Source organism: Leifsonia sp. 1010 (assembly GCF_031455295.1).
GTDB lineage: Bacteria > Actinomycetota > Actinomycetes > Actinomycetales > Microbacteriaceae > Leifsonia.
Window position 1 is genome coordinate 187,968 of the sequence record NZ_JAVDSL010000003.1, and the last position, 20,088, is coordinate 208,055.

17 protein-coding genes are annotated in these 20,088 nt (G+C 71.1%); all 17 read right to left on the bottom strand.

Features of this window, described 5'->3' with window-relative positions:
* Positions 1-403: 403 nt before the first annotated feature.
* On the bottom strand, positions 404-1,819 hold the full coding sequence (gene pyk / locus J2Y42_RS14475) for a pyruvate kinase (RefSeq protein ID WP_309859941.1): 1,416 nt from the start codon (positions 1,817-1,819) through the stop codon (positions 404-406).
* Between the two features lie 80 nt (positions 1,820-1,899).
* Complete coding sequence (locus tag J2Y42_RS14480; protein ID WP_309859943.1) at positions 1,900-3,357, bottom strand: glutamate synthase subunit beta; 1,458 nt, start codon at positions 3,355-3,357, stop codon at positions 1,900-1,902.
* Positions 3,350-7,927 (bottom strand): glutamate synthase large subunit, encoded by a 4,578-nt coding sequence (gene gltB, locus J2Y42_RS14485; protein WP_309859944.1) that lies wholly within the window; start codon positions 7,925-7,927, stop codon positions 3,350-3,352. The genes J2Y42_RS14480 and gltB overlap by 8 nt, the downstream gene beginning before the upstream one ends.
* 172 nt (positions 7,928-8,099) lie before the next feature.
* The gene (gene lgt / locus J2Y42_RS14490; protein WP_309860361.1) at positions 8,100-9,101 is read right to left on the bottom strand and encodes a prolipoprotein diacylglyceryl transferase; all 1,002 of its coding nucleotides are present in this window, start codon (positions 9,099-9,101) and stop codon (positions 8,100-8,102) included.
* An 87-nt stretch (positions 9,102-9,188) separates the two neighbouring features.
* Complete coding sequence (gene trpA, locus J2Y42_RS14495) at positions 9,189-9,986, bottom strand: tryptophan synthase subunit alpha (protein WP_309859946.1); 798 nt, start codon at positions 9,984-9,986, stop codon at positions 9,189-9,191.
* Positions 9,983-11,194: a tryptophan synthase subunit beta gene (trpB, locus tag J2Y42_RS14500; RefSeq protein WP_309859948.1), complete on the bottom strand. Its 1,212-nt coding sequence runs from the start codon at positions 11,192-11,194 to the stop codon at positions 9,983-9,985. The genes trpA and trpB overlap by 4 nt, the downstream gene beginning before the upstream one ends.
* The gene (gene trpC / locus J2Y42_RS14505) at positions 11,194-11,964 is read right to left on the bottom strand and encodes an indole-3-glycerol phosphate synthase TrpC (protein WP_309859950.1); all 771 of its coding nucleotides are present in this window, start codon (positions 11,962-11,964) and stop codon (positions 11,194-11,196) included. The genes trpB and trpC overlap by 1 nt, the downstream gene beginning before the upstream one ends.
* A 3-nt stretch (positions 11,965-11,967) precedes the next feature.
* On the bottom strand, positions 11,968-12,198 hold the full coding sequence (locus tag J2Y42_RS14510; protein ID WP_018191184.1) for a DUF6704 family protein: 231 nt from the start codon (positions 12,196-12,198) through the stop codon (positions 11,968-11,970).
* An 89-nt stretch (positions 12,199-12,287) separates the two neighbouring features.
* On the bottom strand, positions 12,288-13,007 hold the full coding sequence (locus tag J2Y42_RS14515; protein ID WP_309859953.1) for a Trp biosynthesis-associated membrane protein: 720 nt from the start codon (positions 13,005-13,007) through the stop codon (positions 12,288-12,290).
* A complete protein-coding gene (locus J2Y42_RS14520) occupies positions 13,004-14,536 on the bottom strand; it encodes an anthranilate synthase component I (protein WP_309859955.1) in 1,533 nt (510 codons plus the stop codon). Before J2Y42_RS14520 ends, J2Y42_RS14515 begins: the two co-directional genes overlap by 4 nt.
* Positions 14,533-14,916: a phosphoribosyl-AMP cyclohydrolase gene (gene hisI / locus J2Y42_RS14525; RefSeq protein ID WP_309859957.1), complete on the bottom strand. Its 384-nt coding sequence runs from the start codon at positions 14,914-14,916 to the stop codon at positions 14,533-14,535. Before hisI ends, J2Y42_RS14520 begins: the two co-directional genes overlap by 4 nt.
* Positions 14,913-15,677 (bottom strand): imidazole glycerol phosphate synthase subunit HisF, encoded by a 765-nt coding sequence (gene hisF / locus J2Y42_RS14530; protein WP_018191188.1) that lies wholly within the window; start codon positions 15,675-15,677, stop codon positions 14,913-14,915. Before hisF ends, hisI begins: the two co-directional genes overlap by 4 nt.
* The gene (hisG, locus tag J2Y42_RS14535; RefSeq protein WP_309859959.1) at positions 15,677-16,516 is read right to left on the bottom strand and encodes an ATP phosphoribosyltransferase; all 840 of its coding nucleotides are present in this window, start codon (positions 16,514-16,516) and stop codon (positions 15,677-15,679) included. The genes hisF and hisG overlap by 1 nt, the downstream gene beginning before the upstream one ends.
* 66 nt (positions 16,517-16,582) lie before the next feature.
* A complete protein-coding gene (locus tag J2Y42_RS14540; RefSeq protein WP_018191190.1) occupies positions 16,583-16,846 on the bottom strand; it encodes a phosphoribosyl-ATP diphosphatase in 264 nt (87 codons plus the stop codon).
* Positions 16,847-16,951: 105 nt separating this feature from the next.
* Entirely contained in the window at positions 16,952-17,644 is a 693-nt protein-coding gene (gene rpe, locus J2Y42_RS14545; protein WP_309859962.1) for a ribulose-phosphate 3-epimerase, read from the bottom strand.
* Positions 17,645-17,653: 9 nt separating this feature from the next.
* Entirely contained in the window at positions 17,654-19,120 is a 1,467-nt protein-coding gene (locus J2Y42_RS14550) for a transcription antitermination factor NusB (RefSeq protein ID WP_309859964.1), read from the bottom strand.
* The gene (gene fmt, locus J2Y42_RS14555; RefSeq protein ID WP_309859966.1) at positions 19,117-20,058 is read right to left on the bottom strand and encodes a methionyl-tRNA formyltransferase; all 942 of its coding nucleotides are present in this window, start codon (positions 20,056-20,058) and stop codon (positions 19,117-19,119) included. Before fmt ends, J2Y42_RS14550 begins: the two co-directional genes overlap by 4 nt.
* Between the last annotated feature and the right edge of the window lie 30 nt (positions 20,059-20,088).

Here is a 20,088-nt window from a genome sequence, read left to right on the forward strand (position 1 = left end):
CCCGGTCGTACCCCGCGTCATCCCTGAGGACGACGCCCGGATGCCCGACCCGGTCGCCGCGCTCAGAACCGCCGGTCGACAGGAACGGAGGACGCGGTCAGGGCCGGCCCTCCGATCCCCTCCGTTCCCGTTCTATCCTCGGCGTGTCGCGCGGGATCGCCTCCCTTTCCGGCCGCCTCCGAGACGCCGAATGGACGCGTCCCCTCGACTCGCACGGCGGTGGAAAGGGAGGAGAAGCCGACTCGACGCGCCTCAGAACGCGGGAAAGGGAGGTGGATGCGGGCGCGAAGGCTCGGAAGTCCTCCGAACCCGCGCCGCGACCCGGCGGGAGTGCGCGCGCATCGAGCGACGCCGCCCGGGAACGCAGAAGGGCCCCGCCGAAGCGGGGCCCTTCCGACCGGTGCTACAGGACGTCGCCGACCCGGTGCACGCGGATGTCGTTGGTGGTTCCGGGGATCCCGGGAGGGGAACCGGAGATGATGATCACCTTGTCGCCGTCTACGGCGCGGCCGGTCGACTTGAGGGCCTCATCCACCTGCGCGACCATCTGGTCGGTGTGGGTGACACGGCCGACGACGAACGACTCGACGCCCCAGAACAACGACATGCGGCGGCGAACCGACTCCTCCGGCGTGAACGCCAGGATCGGGATCTTGTTGCGCAGACGCGCCATGCGGCGGGCGGACTCCCCCGACTCGGTGAAGACGCAGAGGAACTTCGCCTCGACGAAGTCGGCGACCTCGACCGCGGCGAGCGTGATCGCGCCCGACTGGGTGCGGGGGCGGGTGCCGAGCGGCTGGATTCGGTCCAGGCCGTGCTCCTCGGTCGAGGTGACGATGCGCGCCATGGTCTGCACGGTGACCGTCGGGTACTCCCCGACGCTGGTCTCGCCCGAGAGCATGACCGCGTCGGCGCCGTCGAGGACGGCGTTCGCGACGTCCGAGGTCTCGGCGCGGGTCGGCACCGGGCTGGAGATCATCGACTCGAGCATCTGCGTCGCCACGATGACCGGCTTCGCCGCGCGGCGGGCCAGCTCGACAGCGCGCTTCTGCACGATCGGCACGGCCTCGAGCGGCAGCTCGACGCCCAGGTCGCCGCGGGCGACCATGATGGCGTCGAACGCCTCGATGATCTCCTCGAGCGCATCCACGGCCTGCGGCTTCTCGATCTTCGCGACGACGGGGACCTTGCGGCCCTCCTCCGCCATGATCTCGTGCACGCGCTCGATGTCCTTGGCGTTCCGGACGAACGAGAGGGCGATCAGGTCGGCGCCGAGCTTGAGGCCCCAGCGCAGGTCGGCCTCGTCCTTGTCGGAGAGCGCCGGGACGTTCACGGCGACGCCCGGCAGGTTGATGCCCTTGTTGTTCGAGACGGGACCGGCGACGATCACCTCGGTCGTGACGACCGGGCCGTCGACCTCGACGACGCGAACGCGCACCTTGCCGTCGTCGATCAGCAGGAAGTCGCCCGGCTTGACGTCGTTGGGCAGGCCCTTGAACGTCGTCGAGGAGATCTCCTTCGTGCCGATGATGTCTTCGGTGGTGATCTTGAAGATGTCGCCCTCGGCGAGCTCGTAGGGCCCAGCCTCGAACTTGCCGAGGCGGATCTTGGGGCCCTGGAGGTCGACGAGCACGGCGACCGGCTTCCCGGCGTCGTCGGCGGCCTTGCGCACGTTGGCGTAGACCCCCTCGTGCACCTCGTAGCTGCCGTGGCTCAGGTTCATGCGGGCCACGTCCACACCCGCGTCGATGATCGCGCGGATGTTGTCGTAGCTGGAGGTCGCCGGCCCGAGGGTCGCGACGATTTTGGCCCTTCTCATGCTTTTCTGTTCGCTCCGTGATTCTGCGCCGACGGCGCGTGATTTCGTGGTGGCGCCCGGTCGTGCGGGCATCGCCTCGCTCAGACGAGGATGCCGCGGTCGGTGGGACGGATCGGAGACGGCAACTGCGTCTCCCCTTCAAGATACCGGTCAACAGCGGCCGCCGCTGCCCGGCCCTCTGCGATAGCCCACACGATCAGGGACTGACCGCGGCCGGCGTCGCCGGCGACGAACACGCCCTCCTGCTCCGTCTGGTAGTCGGAATCACGCGCGACGTTGCCGCGGCCGTCGAACGGCAGGCCCAGCTGCGAGGACAGGTCCTGCTGCTCCGGGCCGGTGAATCCGAGGGCCAGCAGCACCAGGTCGGCCGGGATCTCGCGCTCGGTTCCGGCCTTCGGCACCCGGCGTCCGTCGAGGAACTCGGTCTCGGCCACGAGCAGGGCGCGCACCTCTCCGAACTCGTTGGCGAGGAACTCGACGGTCGACGCGAGGTACTCGCGCTTCCCGCCCTCCTCGTGGGCCGACTGGACCTCGAACAGCGTCGGCGTGGTCGGCCACGGCTGGTGGTCGGGGCGCTCGGCAGGCGGCTGCTTGCCGATGGCGAGGTTGGTGACGCTCGCGGCGCCCTGGCGGTGGGCGGTGCCGATGCAGTCCGCGCCGGTGTCGCCGCCGCCGAGGACGACGACGTGCTTGCCGTCCGCCGTGATCTGGTCGGCGATCTGGTCGCCCGCGCCCGCCTTGTTCTGCTGGACCAGGTACTCCATGGCGAAGTGCACGCCGGAGAGCTCACGGCCCGGGATGAGCAGGTCGCGCGGCACCATCGCGCCGGTCGCGACGACGACCGCGTCGTACCGGGCGCGCAGGTCGTCCCAGCTGATGTCCGTGCCGATGTCGACACCGGCGCGGAACCGGGTGCCCTCGGCCATCATCTGGTTGAGACGCGCCTCGAGGTGCTTCTTCTCCATCTTGAAGTCGGGGATGCCGTACCTCAGCAGTCCGCCGATGCGGTCGTCCCGCTCGTAGACGGCGACGGTGTGGCCGGCGCGCGTCAGCTGCTGAGCCGCGGCGAGGCCGGCGGGGCCGGAGCCGACCACGGCGACCGTCTTGCCGGTGAGGCGCTCCGGCGGCTGCGGCTGCACCCAGCCGTGCTGCCACGCCTGGTCGATGATCGAGACCTCGACCTGCTTGATCGTGACGGCCGGCTGGTTGATGCCGAGCACGCACGACGACTCGCAGGGAGCGGGGCACAGCCGCCCGGTGAACTCCGGGAAGTTGTTCGTCGCGTGGAGGCGGTCGATCGCCTGGCGGCCCTCGCCGCGCCACATGAGGTCGTTCCACTCGGGGATGAGGTTGCCGAGCGGGCAGCCCGAGTGGCAGAACGGCACGCCGCAGTCCATGCAGCGTCCGGCCTGGCGGCGCAGCTGCGCCGGGTCCTGGGCCTCGTAGACCTCTTTCCAGTCCATGAGCCGGACCGAGACGGGGCGGCGCTTGGGCAGCTCCCGCTCGGTCACCTTCATAAAGCCCTTTGGGTCAGCCACCGGTCACCTCCAGAATTCTGTTCCACACGATGTCGCCGTCGGGGTCGAGACCCTCGTCGACGGCTTCCTGGCGCATCTGCATCACCGCGGCGTAGTCCCGCGGCAGCACCTTGACGAACTTCGCGACGGTCTCGTCGAAGTCCTCCAGCATCCGCGCGGCGAGCTCGGAGCCCGTCTCGGCGGCGTGCTGTTCGAGCAGGTCGCGGACGATCTCGATGTCTGCGCTGCCGAGCGGCAGGAGTTCGAGCTCGCCCGTCGCGAGCGAGTCGCGGTTGACGCGCTCCCGCTTCAGGTCGTACACGTACGCGGTCCCGCCGGACATTCCGGCACCGAGGTTGCGTCCGGTGCCGCCGAGGATGACGGCGAGACCACCGGTCATGTACTCGAGCGCGTGGTCGCCCACGCCTTCGACGACCGCCGTCGCACCCGAGTTGCGCACCAGGAAGCGCTCGCCCACGATCCCGCGGATGAACATGCTGCCCTGCGTCGCGCCGTAGCCGATCACGTTGCCGGCGATCACGTTCCGCTCGGCGGCGAACACGCTGTCGCGCGGGGGCTTCACGACGATCTGGCCGCCCGACAGGCCCTTGCCGACGTAGTCGTTGGAGTCGCCCTCCAGCCGCAGCGTGATGCCCGCGGGGAGGAACGCGCCGAGCGACTGACCGGCCGAACCGGTGAGCGTGATGTCGATGGAGCCGGCGGGGAGGCCGTTCTCGCCGTGGCGGACGGTCACCTCGTGGCCCAGCATCGTGCCCACGGCGCGCTCCGTGTTGCGGATCGGGAGGCTCAGCTCGATGCGGCCGCCGTTCTCCAGCACATCGCGTGCCGCGTCGATCAGCTGCACGTCGAAGTGGTGCTCCAGCTCGTGGTCCTGCGCGCGGCCGTTGCGGCGAGGAGCCTCCGGACCGAAGGCCGGACCGTGCAGGATGGGCGCGAGGTCGAGACCGGACGCCTTCCAGTGGTCGACGGCGCGGTCGACGTCGAGCAGCTCGGCGTGGCCGATCGCCTCGTCGAGGGTGCGGAAGCCGAGGGCAGCGAGGTACTCGCGCACCTCCTCCGCGATGAACTCGAAGAAGTTGACCACGAACTCGGGCTTGCCCGAGAACCGAGCACGGAGCTCGGGGTTCTGCGTGGCGACGCCGACGGGGCAGGTGTCCAGGTGGCAGACGCGCATCATGACACAGCCGGAGACGACCAGCGGCGCGGTCGCGAAGCCGAACTCCTCGGCCCCGAGCAGCGCACCGACGATGACGTCGCGTCCGGTCTTCAGCTGGCCGTCGACCTGCACGACGACGCGCTCGCGCATCCCGTTCAGCATCAGCGTCTGCTGCGTCTCGGCGAGGCCCAGCTCCCACGGCGTCCCGGCGTGCTTCAGCGAGTTGACCGGGGATGCGCCCGTGCCGCCGTCGTGGCCGGAGACCAGGATGACGTCGGCCAGCGCCTTGGCGGTGCCGGCCGCGACCGCGCCGATACCCGACTCGGAAACCAGCTTGACGTGCACGCGGGCGCCCGGGTTGGCGCGCTTCAGGTCGAAGATGAGCTGCTTGAGGTCTTCGATCGAGTAGATGTCGTGGTGCGGCGGCGGCGAGATGAGGCCGACACCGGCGGTCGCGTGACGGGTGCGCGCGACCCACGGGTACACCTTGGTCGGCGGCAGCTGCCCGCCCTCGCCGGGCTTCGCGCCCTGCGCCAGCTTGATCTGGATGTCGTCGGCGTGCGTCAGGTACATCGACGTCACACCGAAGCGGCCGGAGGCGACCTGCTTGATGGCGCTGCGACGCTCCGGGTCGAGCAGACGGTCGAGGTCTTCGCCGCCCTCACCGGTGTTCGACTTGGCGCCGAGCCGGTTCATCGCGATTGCGAGCGTCTCGTGCGCCTCCTTGGAGATGGAGCCGTAGCTCATCGCACCCGTGGAGAAGCGCTTGACGATGGACGAGACGGGCTCGACCTCCTCCAGCGGCACCGGCGGACGCTCGCCCTCCTTGAGCGAGAACATCCCGCGCAGGGTCATCAGCGACTCGGACTGGTCGTCGACGAGCCTCGTGTACTCGCGGAACACGTCGTACCGCCGCGTGCGCGTGGAGTGCTGCAGGCGGAAGACCGTCTCCGGGTTGAAGAGGTGCGGAGATCCGTCGCGGCGCCACTGGTACTCGCCGCCGGTCGCGAGGCGCTCGTGCGCGAGCGCGGCGCCCTCGGCGGGGTACGCGCTCTCGTGACGGGCGAGGTTCTCGGCCGCGATGACGTCGATCCCGACGCCGCCCAGCTTGCTCGTCGTGCCGGTGAAGTACTGGTCGACGAACTCCTGGCTGAGCCCGACGGCCTCGAACGCCTGAGCGCCCGCGTAGGAGGACACCGTCGAGATGCCCATCTTCGACATGATCTTCAGCACGCCCTTGCCGAGCGCCTTGATGACGTTCTTGACCGCCTTCTCGGGGCTGACGCCGGTGATCATCCCGCTGCGGACGAGCTCCTCGCAGGTCTCCATCGCCAGGTACGGGTTGATCGCCGAGGCGCCGTACCCGATGAGCAGGGCGACGTGGTGCACCTCGCGCACATCCCCGGCCTCCACGATCAGGCCCACCTTCATGCGGGTCTCCGAGCGGATGAGGTGGTGGTGCACGGCGGCGAGCATCAGCAGCGACGGGATGGGCGCGAGGTCCTTCGTCGAGTCGCGGTCGCTGAGCACGATGAACTGCGCTCCGGCCGCGATGGCCTCGTCGACCTCGTCGCACATCTCGGCGAGACGGCGCTCCAGGGCGTCGGGGCCGGCGTCCGAACGGTACAGGCCGCGCACGGTCGTGGTCAGCGTGCTGCCCGGCCGCGGGTCGATGTGCTGGATCTTCGCCAGCTCGTCGTTGTCGATCACCGGGAAGTCGAGCACGACCTGCTTGGCGTGCTCGGGGCCGGCCGACAGCAGGTTGCGCTCCGGGCCGAGACCGAGCTTCAGGGAGGTGACGACCTCCTCGCGGATCGAGTCGAGCGGCGGGTTGGTGACCTGCGCGAACTGCTGCGTGAAGTAGTCGAACAGCAGGCGCGGGCGCTCCGACAGCACGGCGACGGGCGTGTCCGATCCCATGGCGCCGAGCGGCTCCGCGCCGGTGGTCGCCATCGGGCGGAGGAGGATGCGGACCTCCTCCTCCGTGTAGCCGAACGTCCGCTGGCGGCGTGTGATCGACGCCGGGGTGTGGACGATGTGCTCGCGCTCCGGGAGGTCCTTCAGGTTGATCCGGCCCTCGTCCAGCCACTCCCCGTAGGGCGCGCCGGCGGCGAGCTCGGACTTGATCTCCTCGTCCTCGATGAGGCGGCCGGCGACCGTGTCGACCAGGAACATCCGGCCGGGGCGCAGGCGGCCCTTGCGGACGACGCGGCTGGGCTCGAAGTCGAGCACGCCGATCTCGGAGGCGAGCACGACGAGGCCGTCGTTCGTGACGACGTACCGGCCGGGGCGCAGGCCGTTGCGGTCGAGGGTCGCGCCGACGACCGAGCCGTCGGTGAACACGATCGCCGCCGGGCCGTCCCACGGCTCCATGAGCATCGAGTGGTACTCGTAGAACGCGCGGCGGACCGGGTCGATCTCGGTCTGGTTCTCCCACGCTTCCGGCACCATCATCATGACGGCGTGCGGGAGCGACCGGCCGCTCAGCGACAGCAGCTCCACGACCTCATCGAAGGAGGCCGAGTCGGAGGCGCCGGGCGTGACGATCGGGAACACCGGCTTCAGGTCGCCGAGCAGCTCGTTCTCGAGCTGCGACTGGCGGGCGCGCATCCAGTTGCGGTTGCCCTGGACGGTGTTGATCTCGCCGTTGTGCGCGATCATCCGGAACGGCTGCGCGAGCGGCCACGACGGGAAGGTGTTCGTCGAGTAGCGCGAGTGCACCAGGGCGAGCTTCGAGGCGAAGCGCTCATCCGACAGGTCCGGGTAGAACGGCTCCAGCTGGAGCGTGGTGACCATGCCCTTGTAGACGAGCGTGCGGCTCGACAGCGACGAGAAGTACAGGTCGAGCTCCCGCTCGGCCCGCTTCCGCAGGAAGAAGGTCTGACGGTCGAGCGCGATGCCGGAGACACCCTCGCCGTTCTCGTCGACGCGAGTGGACGCGACATAGAGCTGCTCGATCACCGGCATGGCCTGGCGGGCCAGCGTGCCGAGCTCGTCCGGGCGGACAGGGACGGACCGCCAGCCGAGGACGGTCAGCTCGTGCTCGGCCGCGATGGATTCGAGAGCCGCCTTGACCTCGGCGCGCTCGTCCTCCGCGCTCGGCAGGAACGCGTTGCCGACCGCGTACCGACCGGCCGCCGGGAGCTCGAAGCCGGCGACGGCGCGCAGGAACGCATCCGGCACCTGGGTGATGATGCCCGCACCGTCACCGGTGCCGGCGTCCGAGCCGACCGCGCCGCGGTGCTCGAGGTGACGCAGCGCCTCGAGCGCGGCGTCGATGATGTCGTGCCCGGCCGTGCCTCGGAGGGTCGCGACCATGGCGAGACCGCAGGCGTCCTTCTCGTGGGCAGGGTCGTACAGGCCCTGCGGGCCAGGCACGGTCCCGAAGCGGGAATGGGGAGGCGTGAGCGCCATCTGTCGACCGTCCTCACAGTGTCGTGGATGTGGGGATGTTGGGTGCAGGGACGCCATCGGCCCGGTGCGTATGAGTTCCGCCGCATCCTCCGGGCCGTGTGCGGCTCGGAATCGTGGAGCGGTCAGGTGCGTGGGATCGCCTCGACGGTTTTGGTACTTCGAGCCGTCGGGTTTATCCGTTCGTGGGGCTTGTGGCCTTGGCCGAAGCGGACCCGGCAGGCACACCGTCTGCGTCGGCGGCGTCCTCGTCCTCCAGGTCCGTGTCGTCCGAGTCTACCTCAGCATCCGGGTTCACCCATTCACGACCCGGTCGGTACGGGCTCGGCTCGAGGCCGGGGTGCCTGCGCGACTGGACGAGGAAGATGATGAGGCCGAGCACCACGGCGCCGAAAGCGGCCCAGACGTTGCTCGGGATGCCGAGCAGCGTGAACTCGCTCGGGTCGATGCGGATCGACTCCAGGTAGGAGCGGCCGGCGCCGTACCAGATCAGGTAGACGGCGAACACCTTGCCCCACTGCAGGCGGAAGCGGCGCTGCAGCCAGACGATGACGACGACGCCGATGACGTTCCAGATCATCTCGTAGAGGAAGAGCGGCTGGAACAGCGTGTCCGCGGGCAGGCCGACCGGGATCGCCTTGTTGCCCGCGTCGATCTGGAGGCCCCAGGGCAGGTCGGTCGGAAGGCCGAAGAGCTCCTGGTTGAAGTAGTTGCCGAGGCGGCCGATGGCCTGCGCGAGCAGGAGGGCCGGCGCGAGCGCGTCCGCGAACGTCCAGAACCGGAGCCCGGTCCAGCGGCAGCCGATGAGCACACCGATGGCGCCACCGATCAGGGCGCCGAAGATGGCGCCGCCGCCCTCCCAGATCGCCCAGATGCTGCCGGGCTGGAAGGGGTTCCAGATGTTCGCGCCCGGGTAGAAGAAGTCCTTCGGGTGCGTCACGACGTGGTAGAACCGGGCGCCGATGATCCCGAGCGGTACGGCGCACAGCAGGATGTCGAGCACGACGCCCGGCTCTGCGCCCTGCTTGGTGAGGCGGCGCGAGGTCCACATGGCCGCGACGACGATGCCCACGAGGATGATCAGCGCGTACATCTGGATGCGGTACGGCCAGAAAGGCAGCGGGATCTGCGCCCACTCGGGCCCAGGACTCGGGATGCTGGCCATCCAGCCGCTCATCGTCGCAAACACCCGATGACTCACCTTTCGTGTCGATCATGCCGCGGCGCAGAGAGGCGCGCGGCCACCATAGTCTAGAACGCCCGGCTAGGCCGCTGTGCCGCGGGCGAGCCCGGCCGCCACGCGCCTGGCCTCCGCCACGCCGCCGTCGGCCAGCGCCTTGACGAGCGCCGAGCCGACGATCGCGCCGTCCGCGTACTCGAGCACCTCGGCCACCTGCGCGGCCGAGGAGATGCCCAGTCCGACGCACGTGCTGGTCGCGCCCGCCTCGCGGAGGCGGCCGACGAGCGTGCGCGCCGCCGCATCCACATCGGTGCGCGCGCCCGTGATGCCCATGGTCGAGACGGCGTAGACGAACCCGCGGCTCTCCTCCACCGCCTGCTTCAGGCGGGCGTCGGTCGAGCTGGGCGCTGCGAGGAACACGCGGTCGAGACCGACGCGGTCGGATGCGGCGAGCCAGTCGGCACCCTCGTCCGGGATGAGGTCGGGCGTGATGAGACCTGCTCCCCCGGCCGCCGCGAGGTCGTCCGCGAAGCGGTCGACGCCGTACTGCAGCACCGGGTTCCAGTAGGTCATGACGAGCACGGGGATGTCGACCTGCGCGGTGATCTCGCGGACGGCCGTGAAGCCGTCACGCAGGCGGAAGCCGGCGCTGAGCGCCTGCTGCGTCGCCGCCTGAATGACCGTGCCGTCCATCACGGGGTCGGAGTACGGCAGGCCGAGCTCGATGACGTCGACCCCGTTCTGCGCGAGCGCGACAGCCGCATCCACACTGGTCGTGAGGTCCGGGAAGCCCGCCGGGAGGTAGCCGATCAGCGCGCCGGACGCCTCGGTGTTGCGGCGGGCGATCGCCTCGGCGACGCGGCTCGTGACCACGCCGCTCACGACTGCACCGCGTCGGCGTCGATCAGGTCGAAGTACCGCCCGGCCGTCTCCATGTCCTTGTCGCCGCGGCCGCTGAGGTTCACCAGGATGATGCCCTCCGGCCCGAGCTCGCGCCCGAGGACCAGGGCGCCGGCCAGGGCGTGGGACGACTCGATGGCGGGGATGATGCCCTCGGTGCGGCTGAGGAGGCGCAGGGCCTCCATGGCGTCCGCATCCGACACCGGCCGGTACTCGGCGCGGCCGATCTTCGCGAGCCAGGCGTGCTCCGGGCCGACGCCCGGGTAGTCGAGGCCGGCGGAGATCGAGTGGGATTCGATGGTCTGGCCGTCCTCGTCCTGCAGCAGCATGGAGCGCGCGCCGTGCAGCACGCCGGGGCGGCCCTTGGTGATCGTCGCGGCGTGACGCGGGGTGTCCGCACCCTCGCCGCCCGCCTCGAAGCCGATCAGGCGCACATCCTCGTCGTCCAGGAAGGCGTGGAAGATGCCCATCGCGTTCGAGCCTCCGCCGACGCACGCGACGACGGCGTTCGGCAGGCGGCCGGTGAGTTCCTGCACCTGCTCGCGCGCCTCCTCGCCGATGATCTTCTGGAGGTCGCGCACCATCGCCGGGAACGGGTGCGGGCCCGCGACCGTTCCGAAGATGTAGTTGGTGTGCTCGACGTTCGTCACCCAGTCGCGCATGGCGTCGTTGATGGCGTCCTTGAGCGTGCGCGAGCCGGTCTTGACGGCGACGACCTCGGCGCCGAGGAGTCGCATGCGGGCGACGTTCAGCGCCTGGCGCTCGGTGTCGACCTCGCCCATGTAGATCGTGCACTCGAGCCCGAACAGGGCGGCGGCCGTCGCCGTGGCGACGCCGTGCTGGCCGGCGCCGGTCTCGGCGATCACGCGGGTCTTGCCGATGCGCTTCGTCAGGATGGCCTGGCCCAGCACGTTGTTGATCTTGTGCGAGCCGGTGTGGTTGAGGTCCTCGCGCTTCAGGATGATGCGGGCGCCGCCTGCGTGCTCGGCGAACCGGGGCACCTCGGTGATGATCGACGGGCGGCCGGTGTAGCTGCGGTGGAGCTCATCCAGCTCGGCATGGAAAGCGGGGTCGGCCTTCGCCTCCTCCCACGCCGCCGACAGCTCGTCGAGCGCTGCGACCAGCGACTCGGGGACGAACCGGCCGCCGAAGTCGCCGAAATACGGACCCTGCTCAGTGCGGAGGGACATCAGACTCCCAAGAACTCTTCGAGCGTCGCGACGGGGTCGCTCGTGACGAGCGCCTCGCCGACGAGCACCACATCGGCGCCCGCCGCTCGGTAATGCGCGACATCGTCGGCCGTCTTCACGGCCGACTCCGCCACGCGGATGACGCCGGAGGGGATGCTGCCGGCCAGGCGGCCGAACAGGTCCCGATCCAGCTCGAACGTCGTCAGGTCGCGGGCGTTGACGCCCACGAGGCCCGCGCCGGTGTCGAGGGCGCGGCTCAGCTCGTCGGCCGAGTGCGCCTCCACCAGCGAGGTCATGCCCAGCTCGGTGATCAGCTCGTGCAGCTCGACGAGCCGCTTCTGATCGAGCGCGGCGACGATCAGCAGCACCAGGTCGGCGCCCGCGGCGCGGGCCTCGAACACCTGGTACGGATCGGCGACGAACTCCTTGCGCAGCACCGGGATCGAGACGGCCTCGCGGACCGCCTCCAGGTCGGCGAGCGAGCCGTGGAAGCGGCGCTCCTCGGTCAGGACGCTGATCGCGCTGGCGCCGCCGGTCTCGTACGAGACCGCGAGGGCTGCGGGATCCGGGATGGCGGCGAGCGAGCCGCGGGACGGGCTGGCGCGCTTCACCTCGGCGATGATCTTGACGCGCTCCGCCGGGGCGAGCGCGGCGAGAGCATCGATCGCGGCGGGGCGAGCGAGGGCTGCGGCCTCCACCTCGGCGAGGGGACGCTCGTCGCGTCTCCGCTCAGCGTCCTCGAGCGCGCCGGCGACGAGGTCGGCGAGCACGGATCAGTGCCCCTTCGGGGTGTACTTGTCGCCGCCGACGCCGTACCCGGCGCGCTTCATGACCCAGCCGACGATGAGGCCGATCACCGCGAGACCCGCAGCCGCCCAGACGATGATGGGGGCGTCGAAGAAGAAGGCGATAGCGCCGATGGTGAACGCGACCAGCATGATGATCACGGCCGTCCACGCCGCCGGCGAGTGACCGTGGCCTGGCTCGACTGACTCGCTGCTCATGGGACTCCTGCACGTCGGGTGCGCGCCGCCCGGCGCGCACGGGAATTTGGAACGCCCCCAGTCTAGTGGGCGCGCCTCCCCCGCCGATGTCAGCGCGTCGGGTCGTCGCCGCGGGTGAGGTCGTCCCAGCTGTCGATCGCGGCGTCGCGGTCGAGGGCGGTGGGGGTCGCGGAGTCGGGCGCGTCGGCGGGCGGCGCCTCGGCGGCGGCGCGGGCCTCGGCGTCGTCGGTGGGCTCCTCGTCAGCGGCGAAGAGCTCGTCGGCGGGGCGCCCGTCCTCCCCGGCGAAGCGGGTCTGGTACTTGCGCGACGGGCCGGGCCAGAGCCGCGAGAAGACGACGACCGCTGCGCTCGCCAGGATGATGACGACGCCGGCGACGAGGGCCACCCACGGCCACAGCTCGATCGCGGACGAGTGCACCAGGCGGCGGATCGAGGAGTCGCCGGCCACGCCGGTCGCCGTCGTGATCGCGGAGGACGACGCGCCCACCGCATCCGACACCGCGCTGATCGCCGAGATGAGCACGGAGACGCCGAGCAGCAGCCCGAGCAGCGCGAGCACGATCCGGAAGACCGGACCGGCGATCGCCAGCGCGGCCGTCAATGCCAGCCCCGCGAGCGACAGGGCCGTCAGCGCGGGAGCGGCGACCGATCCCGCCACGCTGATCGTGGTGGAGTGCTCGGCCGTGTCGGTCAGCGTGATCGTGAACCACGTCTGGGTCGCCGCCAGCAGCGCGAGACCGCTCCCCACGAGGAGGAGCAGCATCGTGGAGTACTTGACGCGGCGGCCGTTCACGCTCTCGACCCTCACAGCACGCGCTTCATGGCGTTCGCCACGGCGACGGCGCGCAGCGGGGCCGCCGCCTTGTTCTGCGACTCCTGGAACTCGTTCTCCGGGATCGAGTCGGCCACCAGTCCCCCGCCGGCCTGCACCCGCGCGACGCCGTCCATGATCGTGGCGGTGCGGATCGCGATGGCGAGGTCCGCATCCCCGGCGAAGTCGAAGTACCCGATCACGCCGCCGTACACACCGCGCTGGATGGGCTCCAGCTCGTCGATGATCCGCAGCGCCATCGGCTTCGGCGCGCCCGAGAGCGTTCCGGCCGGGAACGTCGCGCGGAACACGTCGATCGCCGTCGCGTCCGGCAACAAGTCGCCCTCGACGGACGACACGATGTGCATGATGTGGCTGAACCGCTCGATGCGCATGAACTCCGTCACCTCGACGGTACCCGCCTCGCACACCTTGAGCAGGTCGTTGCGGGCGAGGTCGACGAGCATCAGGTGCTCGGCGCGCTCCTTGTCGTCGGCGAGCAGCGACGCCTCCAGGTCGAGGTCCTGCTCCGGCGTCGCACCGCGGGGACGCGATCCGGCGATGGGATGCGTGAACGCGCGTCCCTCCTGCACCTTCACCAGCGCCTCGGGCGACGAGCCCACGATCTGGTACGGCTCTCCGCTCGGCTTCTCGAGAGAAAGCAGGTACATGTACGGGCTCGGGTTGAGCGCGCGGAGCACGCGGTAGACGTCGAGCGCGGGGGCCGTGCACTCCAACTCGAAGCGCTGCGAGATGACGACCTGGAAGATGTCGCCGTCGACGATGCGCTCCTTGGCCGTGACGACCGACGAGAGGAAGTCCTCGCGGCGCGTGCGGGAGATCGGCTCGGCCGGGATGCCGAGGTCGACGTCCTCCAACCACGCCTCGGAGGGCTGCGCGAGCTCGCGCTGCATGCGGTCGAGACGCGCCTGCGCATCCGCCCACAGCGCGTCCGCGGCGGCGACGCCGTCGGCCAGCGCGTTGGCGACCAGCTTCACGGTGCCGGTGCGGTGGTCCACGACGACGAGGTCGGCCACGAAGGCGAGCGCCTGGCCGGGCACGTCGACATCGGCAGGCGGGGCGTCGGGCAGGCGCTCGATCTGCCGGATCGCCTCCCAGCCGATGAACCCGACGAGACCGCCGGTGAGCGGAGGGAGGCCCGGGATGCGGGCGGTCTGCCAGCGCGCATGCAGCGCCGCGAGAGCCTCCAGCGGCCGGAGCGAGGCCGCCGTGCCGAGCGCGCGCTCGGCGGGCAGGCCGTAGTCAAGCCAGTTCACGGCGTCGCCGTCCTGGGTCAGCACGCCGAACGACGACGCGCCGACGAACGAGAAGCGCGACCAGATGCCGCCCTGCTCGGCGGACTCCAGCAGGAAGGTGCCCGGGCGGCCTGCCGCGAGCTTCCGGTAGATGCCCACCGGGGTCTCCCCGTCGGCGAACAGCTCGCGGATCACCGGGACGACGCGGTGGTCGCCGACGAGTCCGTCGAAGGCGCTCCGGGTCGTCGTGCCGCCCACGGTGTCGATCACAGGTCGGCCGCCTCGATCTCGGGGCTCGCGCCCACGACCGGCTCAAGAACATCCGCGTCGAAGCAGGTGCGCGTGCCGGTGTGGCAGGCCGCGCCGACCTGCTCGACCGTGACCAGCAGGGTGTCGCCGTCGCAGTCGAGCGCGGCGCCCTTCACGTACTGCACGTGCCCGGACGTGTCGCCCTTCCGCCAGTACTCCTTGCGGGAGCGCGACCAGAACGTCACCCGGCCCTCGCTCATGGTGCGGCGGAACGCCTCCGCGTCCATCCACCCCATCATCAGCACCTCGCGGGTGTCCCACTGCTGGATGATCGCCGGCACCAGCCCGGTGTCGGTGAAGCGGATGCGCTCCAGCACCGCATCGGTCGTCATCGCGTTCATCGGCGGACCTCCATCCCGGCCGCGGCCAGTTCGTCCTTCACCTGCTCGATCGTCAGCTCACCCTGGTGGAACACGCTCGCCGCGAGCACGGCGTCGGCTCCCGCCTGGATGGCCGGAACGAAATGCTCCAGCGCACCCGCACCGCCCGAGGCGATCACGGGAACACTGCTCAGGGCGCGCATCTCGCGGATGAGCTCCAGGTCGAAGCCCTCCTTGGTGCCGTCGGCGTCGATGGAGTTGACCAGCAGCTCCCCCGCGCCCAGCTCGATCGCGCGCGCCGCCCACTCCAGGGCGTCGAGGTCGGTCTCCGTTCGGCCGCCGTGCGTCGTGACCACGAAACCCGACGGCGTCGCGGCCGAGCGCTTCACATCCAGCGACAGCACCAGCACCTGCGCGCCGAACCGGGCGGCGATCTCGGAGATCAGCTCCGGGCGCGCGATCGCGGCCGAGTTGACACCCACCTTGTCGGCGCCGTGGCCGAGGAGCTTCGCCACGTCCTCGGGGCTGCGCACGCCGCCGCCGACGGTGAGCGGGATGAAGACCTGCTCGGCCGTCGCCCGCACCACGTCGTACGTGGTGGCGCGGTCGTCGACGGTCGCCGTCACATCCAGGAAGGTCAGCTCGTCCGCGCCCTGCTCGAAGTACCGCCGGGCGAGCTCGACCGGGTCGCCCTGGTCGCGCAGGTTCTGGAAGTTCACGCCCTTCACGACGCGGCCCGCGGCCACGTCGAGACAGGGGATCACCCGGACCGCGACGCTCATCAGATCCGCGCAGCGTGGATGGAGGTGACCAGGATGGCGCGGGCGCCCAGCTCGTACAGGTCGTCCATGATGTGGTTGGTCTGCTCGCGCTTGATCATCACGCGGACGGCCACCCACTCCGGCTCTCCCAGCGGAGAGACGGTCGGCGACTCGACGCCCGGCGTCAGGGCGACCGCCTTCTCCAGCAGCGCGACGGGGAGGTTGTAGTCGATCAGCACGTACTGCCGGGCGACCATGACGCCCTGCAAGCGGCGCACCAGCGTGTCGACCCCGGCGGCCGGCGACGGGGACGAGATGAGCACGGCCTCCGACTCGAGGATGACCGGTCCGAAGATCTCCAGCCCCTGCTTGCGGAGGGTGGAACCCGTCTCGACGACATCGGCGACCGCGTCGGCGACGCCGAGCCGCACGGCCGACTCGACCGCGCCGTCCAGCTTGATCAGGGAGGTGCTGACGCCGTGCTCGCCAAGGAACGCACCGACGAGGCCCGGGTAGCTCGTCGCGACGCGCTTGCCCTCCAGGTCGGCCAGCTCGGCGAACACGCCGGCGGGGCCGGCGAACCGGAACGTCGACGCGGCGAAGTCGAGGGCGCTGATCTCGGCGGCGGGTGAGCCCGAGTCGAGCAGCAGGTCACGGCCGGTGATGCCGACGTCGAGCGCGGCGGAGCCGACGTAGGTGGCGATGTCGCGCGGGCGCAGATAGAAGAACTCGACGCCGTTGCGGGCGTCGGTGACGATGAGCTCCTTCGGGTCGCGGCGGCCGACATAGCCGGCCTCGTGCAGCATCTGCGCCGCGGTCTCGGAGAGGGAGCCCTTGTTGGGGACGGCGATCTTCAGCATTCGCAGGTCTTTCGTGACGTGATCGGACGAGTGGATGGGCCTAGGTACGGCGGAAAGGCTGGTCCATCACAGATGTCGGTACACGTCGGCCGGCGTCAGGCCTTTCGCGAGCAGCAGGACCTGCAGGTGGTAGAGCAACTGCGAGATCTCCTCGGCGGTGGCCTCGTCGGACTCGTACTCGGCGGCCATCCAGACCTCGGCGGCCTCCTCGACGATCTTCTTGCCGATGGCGTGCACGCCGGCGTCGAGCTCGCGGACGGTGCCGGAGCCCTCCGGGCGGTCCTGCGCCTTCTGCGCGAGTTCGGCGAAGAGGTCGTCGAAGGTTTTCACCCCTCCAGCGTACCGGTCCGCCCGAGCCGGTCAGACATTCGTGCCGAATGTGCGGTATGCCGCGCTGATTCCGCACATTCGGCACGAATGCGCGGCGGCTTCGGGTCAGTGGAGGTGCGGCAGCGCGGCGGCACGGAGGGCCGCGATGCGGTCCGCCGGCTCTCCGTGGAAGACGCTGGAGCCCGCCACGAACGTGTCCGCCCCGGCCGCGGCCGCCGTGACGATGGTCTCCTCGGTGATGCCGCCGTCCACCTGCAGCCACACGTCGAGACCGCGCGCCTCGACGGCCTGCCGCAGCGCGTTCAGCTTCGGCATGGTCTCCGGCATGAACGACTGCCCGCCGAATCCCGGCTCCACCGTCATGACCAGCACCTGGTCGAACTCCTCCAGCAGGTCGAGGTACGGCTCGACGCCGGTGCCCGGCTTGACCGCGATGCCCGCCCGCGCGCCGATCGACCGCAGGCGGCGCGCCAGCGCGACGGGATCGTGCGCGGCCTCGGCGTGGAAGGTCACCGAGTACGCCCCGAGCTCCGCATACCCGGGCGCCCAACGGTCCGGGTCGTCGATCATCAGGTGCACATCGAGCGGGATGGGGCTCACATCCTGGATGCGGCCCACCATCTGCGGCCCGAACGTCAAATTCGGGACGAAGTGGTTGTCCATCACGTCGACATGCACCAGGTCGGCGGTCGCGATACGCTCCACCTCGCTCTGCATGTTGACGAAGTCCGCGGCCAGGATGCTGGGGTTGATGCGGACGCGCGGGTCGATCCGGTCGGCGGAAGGGGTCGAAGCCATGGCTCCAGCCTAGGCGGAGCGCTTGCGGAGCAGTGCGATGAACATCCCGTCGGTGAGGTGGCGGTGCGGCCACAGCTGGACGGTGTCTCCGTCGCTCGCCAGGTCGAGCCGGTCGACGGCGAGGGACTGCAGGGTGTCGGCGGTCGCCTGCGGTTCGAGCAGGTCGCCATGACGCTCGCGCGCGTCGGCGACGACCCCGCGGGTCTCGGCGAGGTGCGGCGAGCAGGTCACGTAGGCGAGCAGGCCGCCGGGCTTCAGCGCGGCGATCGCCGAGTCGAGCAGGGCGGATTGCAGCGCGGTCAGCTCGCTGACATCCCGCGGGCTCTTGCGCCAGCGCGCCTCGGGTCGACGACGCAGCGCGCCGAGCCCGGTGCACGGGGCGTCGAGCAGGATGCGGTCGAACGCTTCGGGATGCTCGGCGCCGACGACCGTGCCGTCCAGCTCCCAGACCGGCACCTCCAGCGGCACCGGAGCGAGCGCGCGCCGCACCAGCTCGGCGCGGGCGGGGACCAGCTCGTTCGCGACCAGGCTCGCGCCGCCGCTCAGCGCCTCGGCGGCGAGCAGCGCGGCCTTGCCGCCAGGACCGGCGCACAGGTCGAGCCAGCGCTCCCCCGGTCGCACCGGCTCCGCGCGGGTCAGCGCGAGGGCGGCCAGCTGCGAGCCTTCGTCCTGCACGCGGATGCGACCCTCGGTCTTCTCGACGATCCCGAACGGGTCGCCGCCGCCGACCGTGAAGCCGGGAGGCGAGAAGCGGTCGTCGCGCGCGTCGTCCGGCTTGTCGACGAGCCCGGGCAGCGCGATGAGGTTGACCCGCGGCGCGGTGTTGTCGGCCTCCAGGAGCTGCTCCAACTCCTCCACCCGGCCCTCGGCGTCGAGCGACCGGCGCAGCGCGCGGACCACCCAGACGGGATGCGAGTGCAGCGCCGACAGGCGGTCGTCGTCGTTCTTCGCCCGCGACGCCACCTCCTCCCGCCACTCGTCGGGAGTGTGGCGGCCGATCTCGCGCAGCACGCCGTTCACGAAGCCGGTGCCCGAGCGGCTGCCGACGGTGCGCGCCAGCCCGACCGACTCGTTGACCGCCGCGTGCGACGGGACGCGCATCGACAGCAGCTGGTGCGCGCCCAGCCGCAGCACGTCGAGGAGGGGCGGGTCGATCCGGTCGACCTCGCGGCCTGCGGCGATGGCGATGACCCGGTCGTAGTAGCCCTGCATGCGCAGCGTGCCGTAGGTCAGCTCGGTGGCGAGGCCGGCATCTGCCGGGGAGAGCCCGGCGCGGGCGATGCGCGTCGGAAGGAGGAGGTTGGCGTAGGCGTCGGAGTCGCTGACGGCCTGCAGCACGTCGAGGGCGACCTGGCGGGCGGGCTGGACGCGGGTCTGCGGCGGGCCCGAACGGGGGCGGGGCCGGCGGTCGTCTCGCCGGTCGTCCCGGCGGCCCGGGCTGCGGTCGCGATTGCGGTCGTCGCGCGGCGCGTTCATGCGAACACCACCCCGGTCGATCCGGCAGCGGCGGAGGCGGACGCGGAGGCGACTCCGCGCAGCCAGTCGGCGGCGTGCATCGCGCGCTTGCCGGCCGGCTGGACGGTGACGAGCTCCAGCGGAGCGGTCCCCGTCCCGACGAGCACCCGCTTGCCGCGCAGCTCGACCGCGCCGGGCGCCACGGGCTCCTCACCGTCGGTCGTCCGCGCTTCGTGCACCTTGAACCGCTCGCCGTCCAGCAGCACGAACGCGCCCGGCTCGGGCGTCACGCCACGCAGCCGCGCGTAGACCCGCTCGGCCGGTTCGGTCAGGTCGAGCCGTGCGTCCTCGAGCGTCAGCTTCGGCGCGAGCGTCACCTCCCCCGCCTGGGGCGTTGCGACGGCCGTGCCCGCGGCCAGCGCGTCGGCGATGTCGGCCAGCAGGGCCGCGCCCTCCTCGGCCAGGGCGGAGAGCAGCTCGCCGGCCGTCTCATCCGGGCCGATGGCACGCCGCAGCTCGGCGTACACATCCCCCGCGTCGAGCTCCGGCACGAGATGGAAGACCGCCGCGCCGGTCTCGGCGTCCCCGGCGATCACGGCGCGCTGCACGGGCGCGGCGCCCCGCCAGCGCGGGAGCAGGGAGAAGTGGAGGTTGACCCAGCCCAGGCGCGGAAGCGACAGCAGCGGCTCGCGCACCAGGCCGCCGTACGCCACCACCACGCCGAGGTCGGGCTGAAGGGCGGCGATGCGCTCGGTCACGTCGTCGCCGAGCCGGTTCGCCTTGATCACCGGCAGCCCGAGACGCTCTGCGGCCTGCGCGACGGGCGACGGCGTCAGCACGCGCTTGCGGCCGAGCGGCGCATCCTCACGGGTGACGACGGCGACGACCTCGTGCCGCGCCGCGACGGCCTCCAGGGACGGGAGGGCGACGGCCGGCGTTCCGGCGAAGACGATGCGCATGGAGAAGGTTCTTTCGGTTCGGGACGGCGA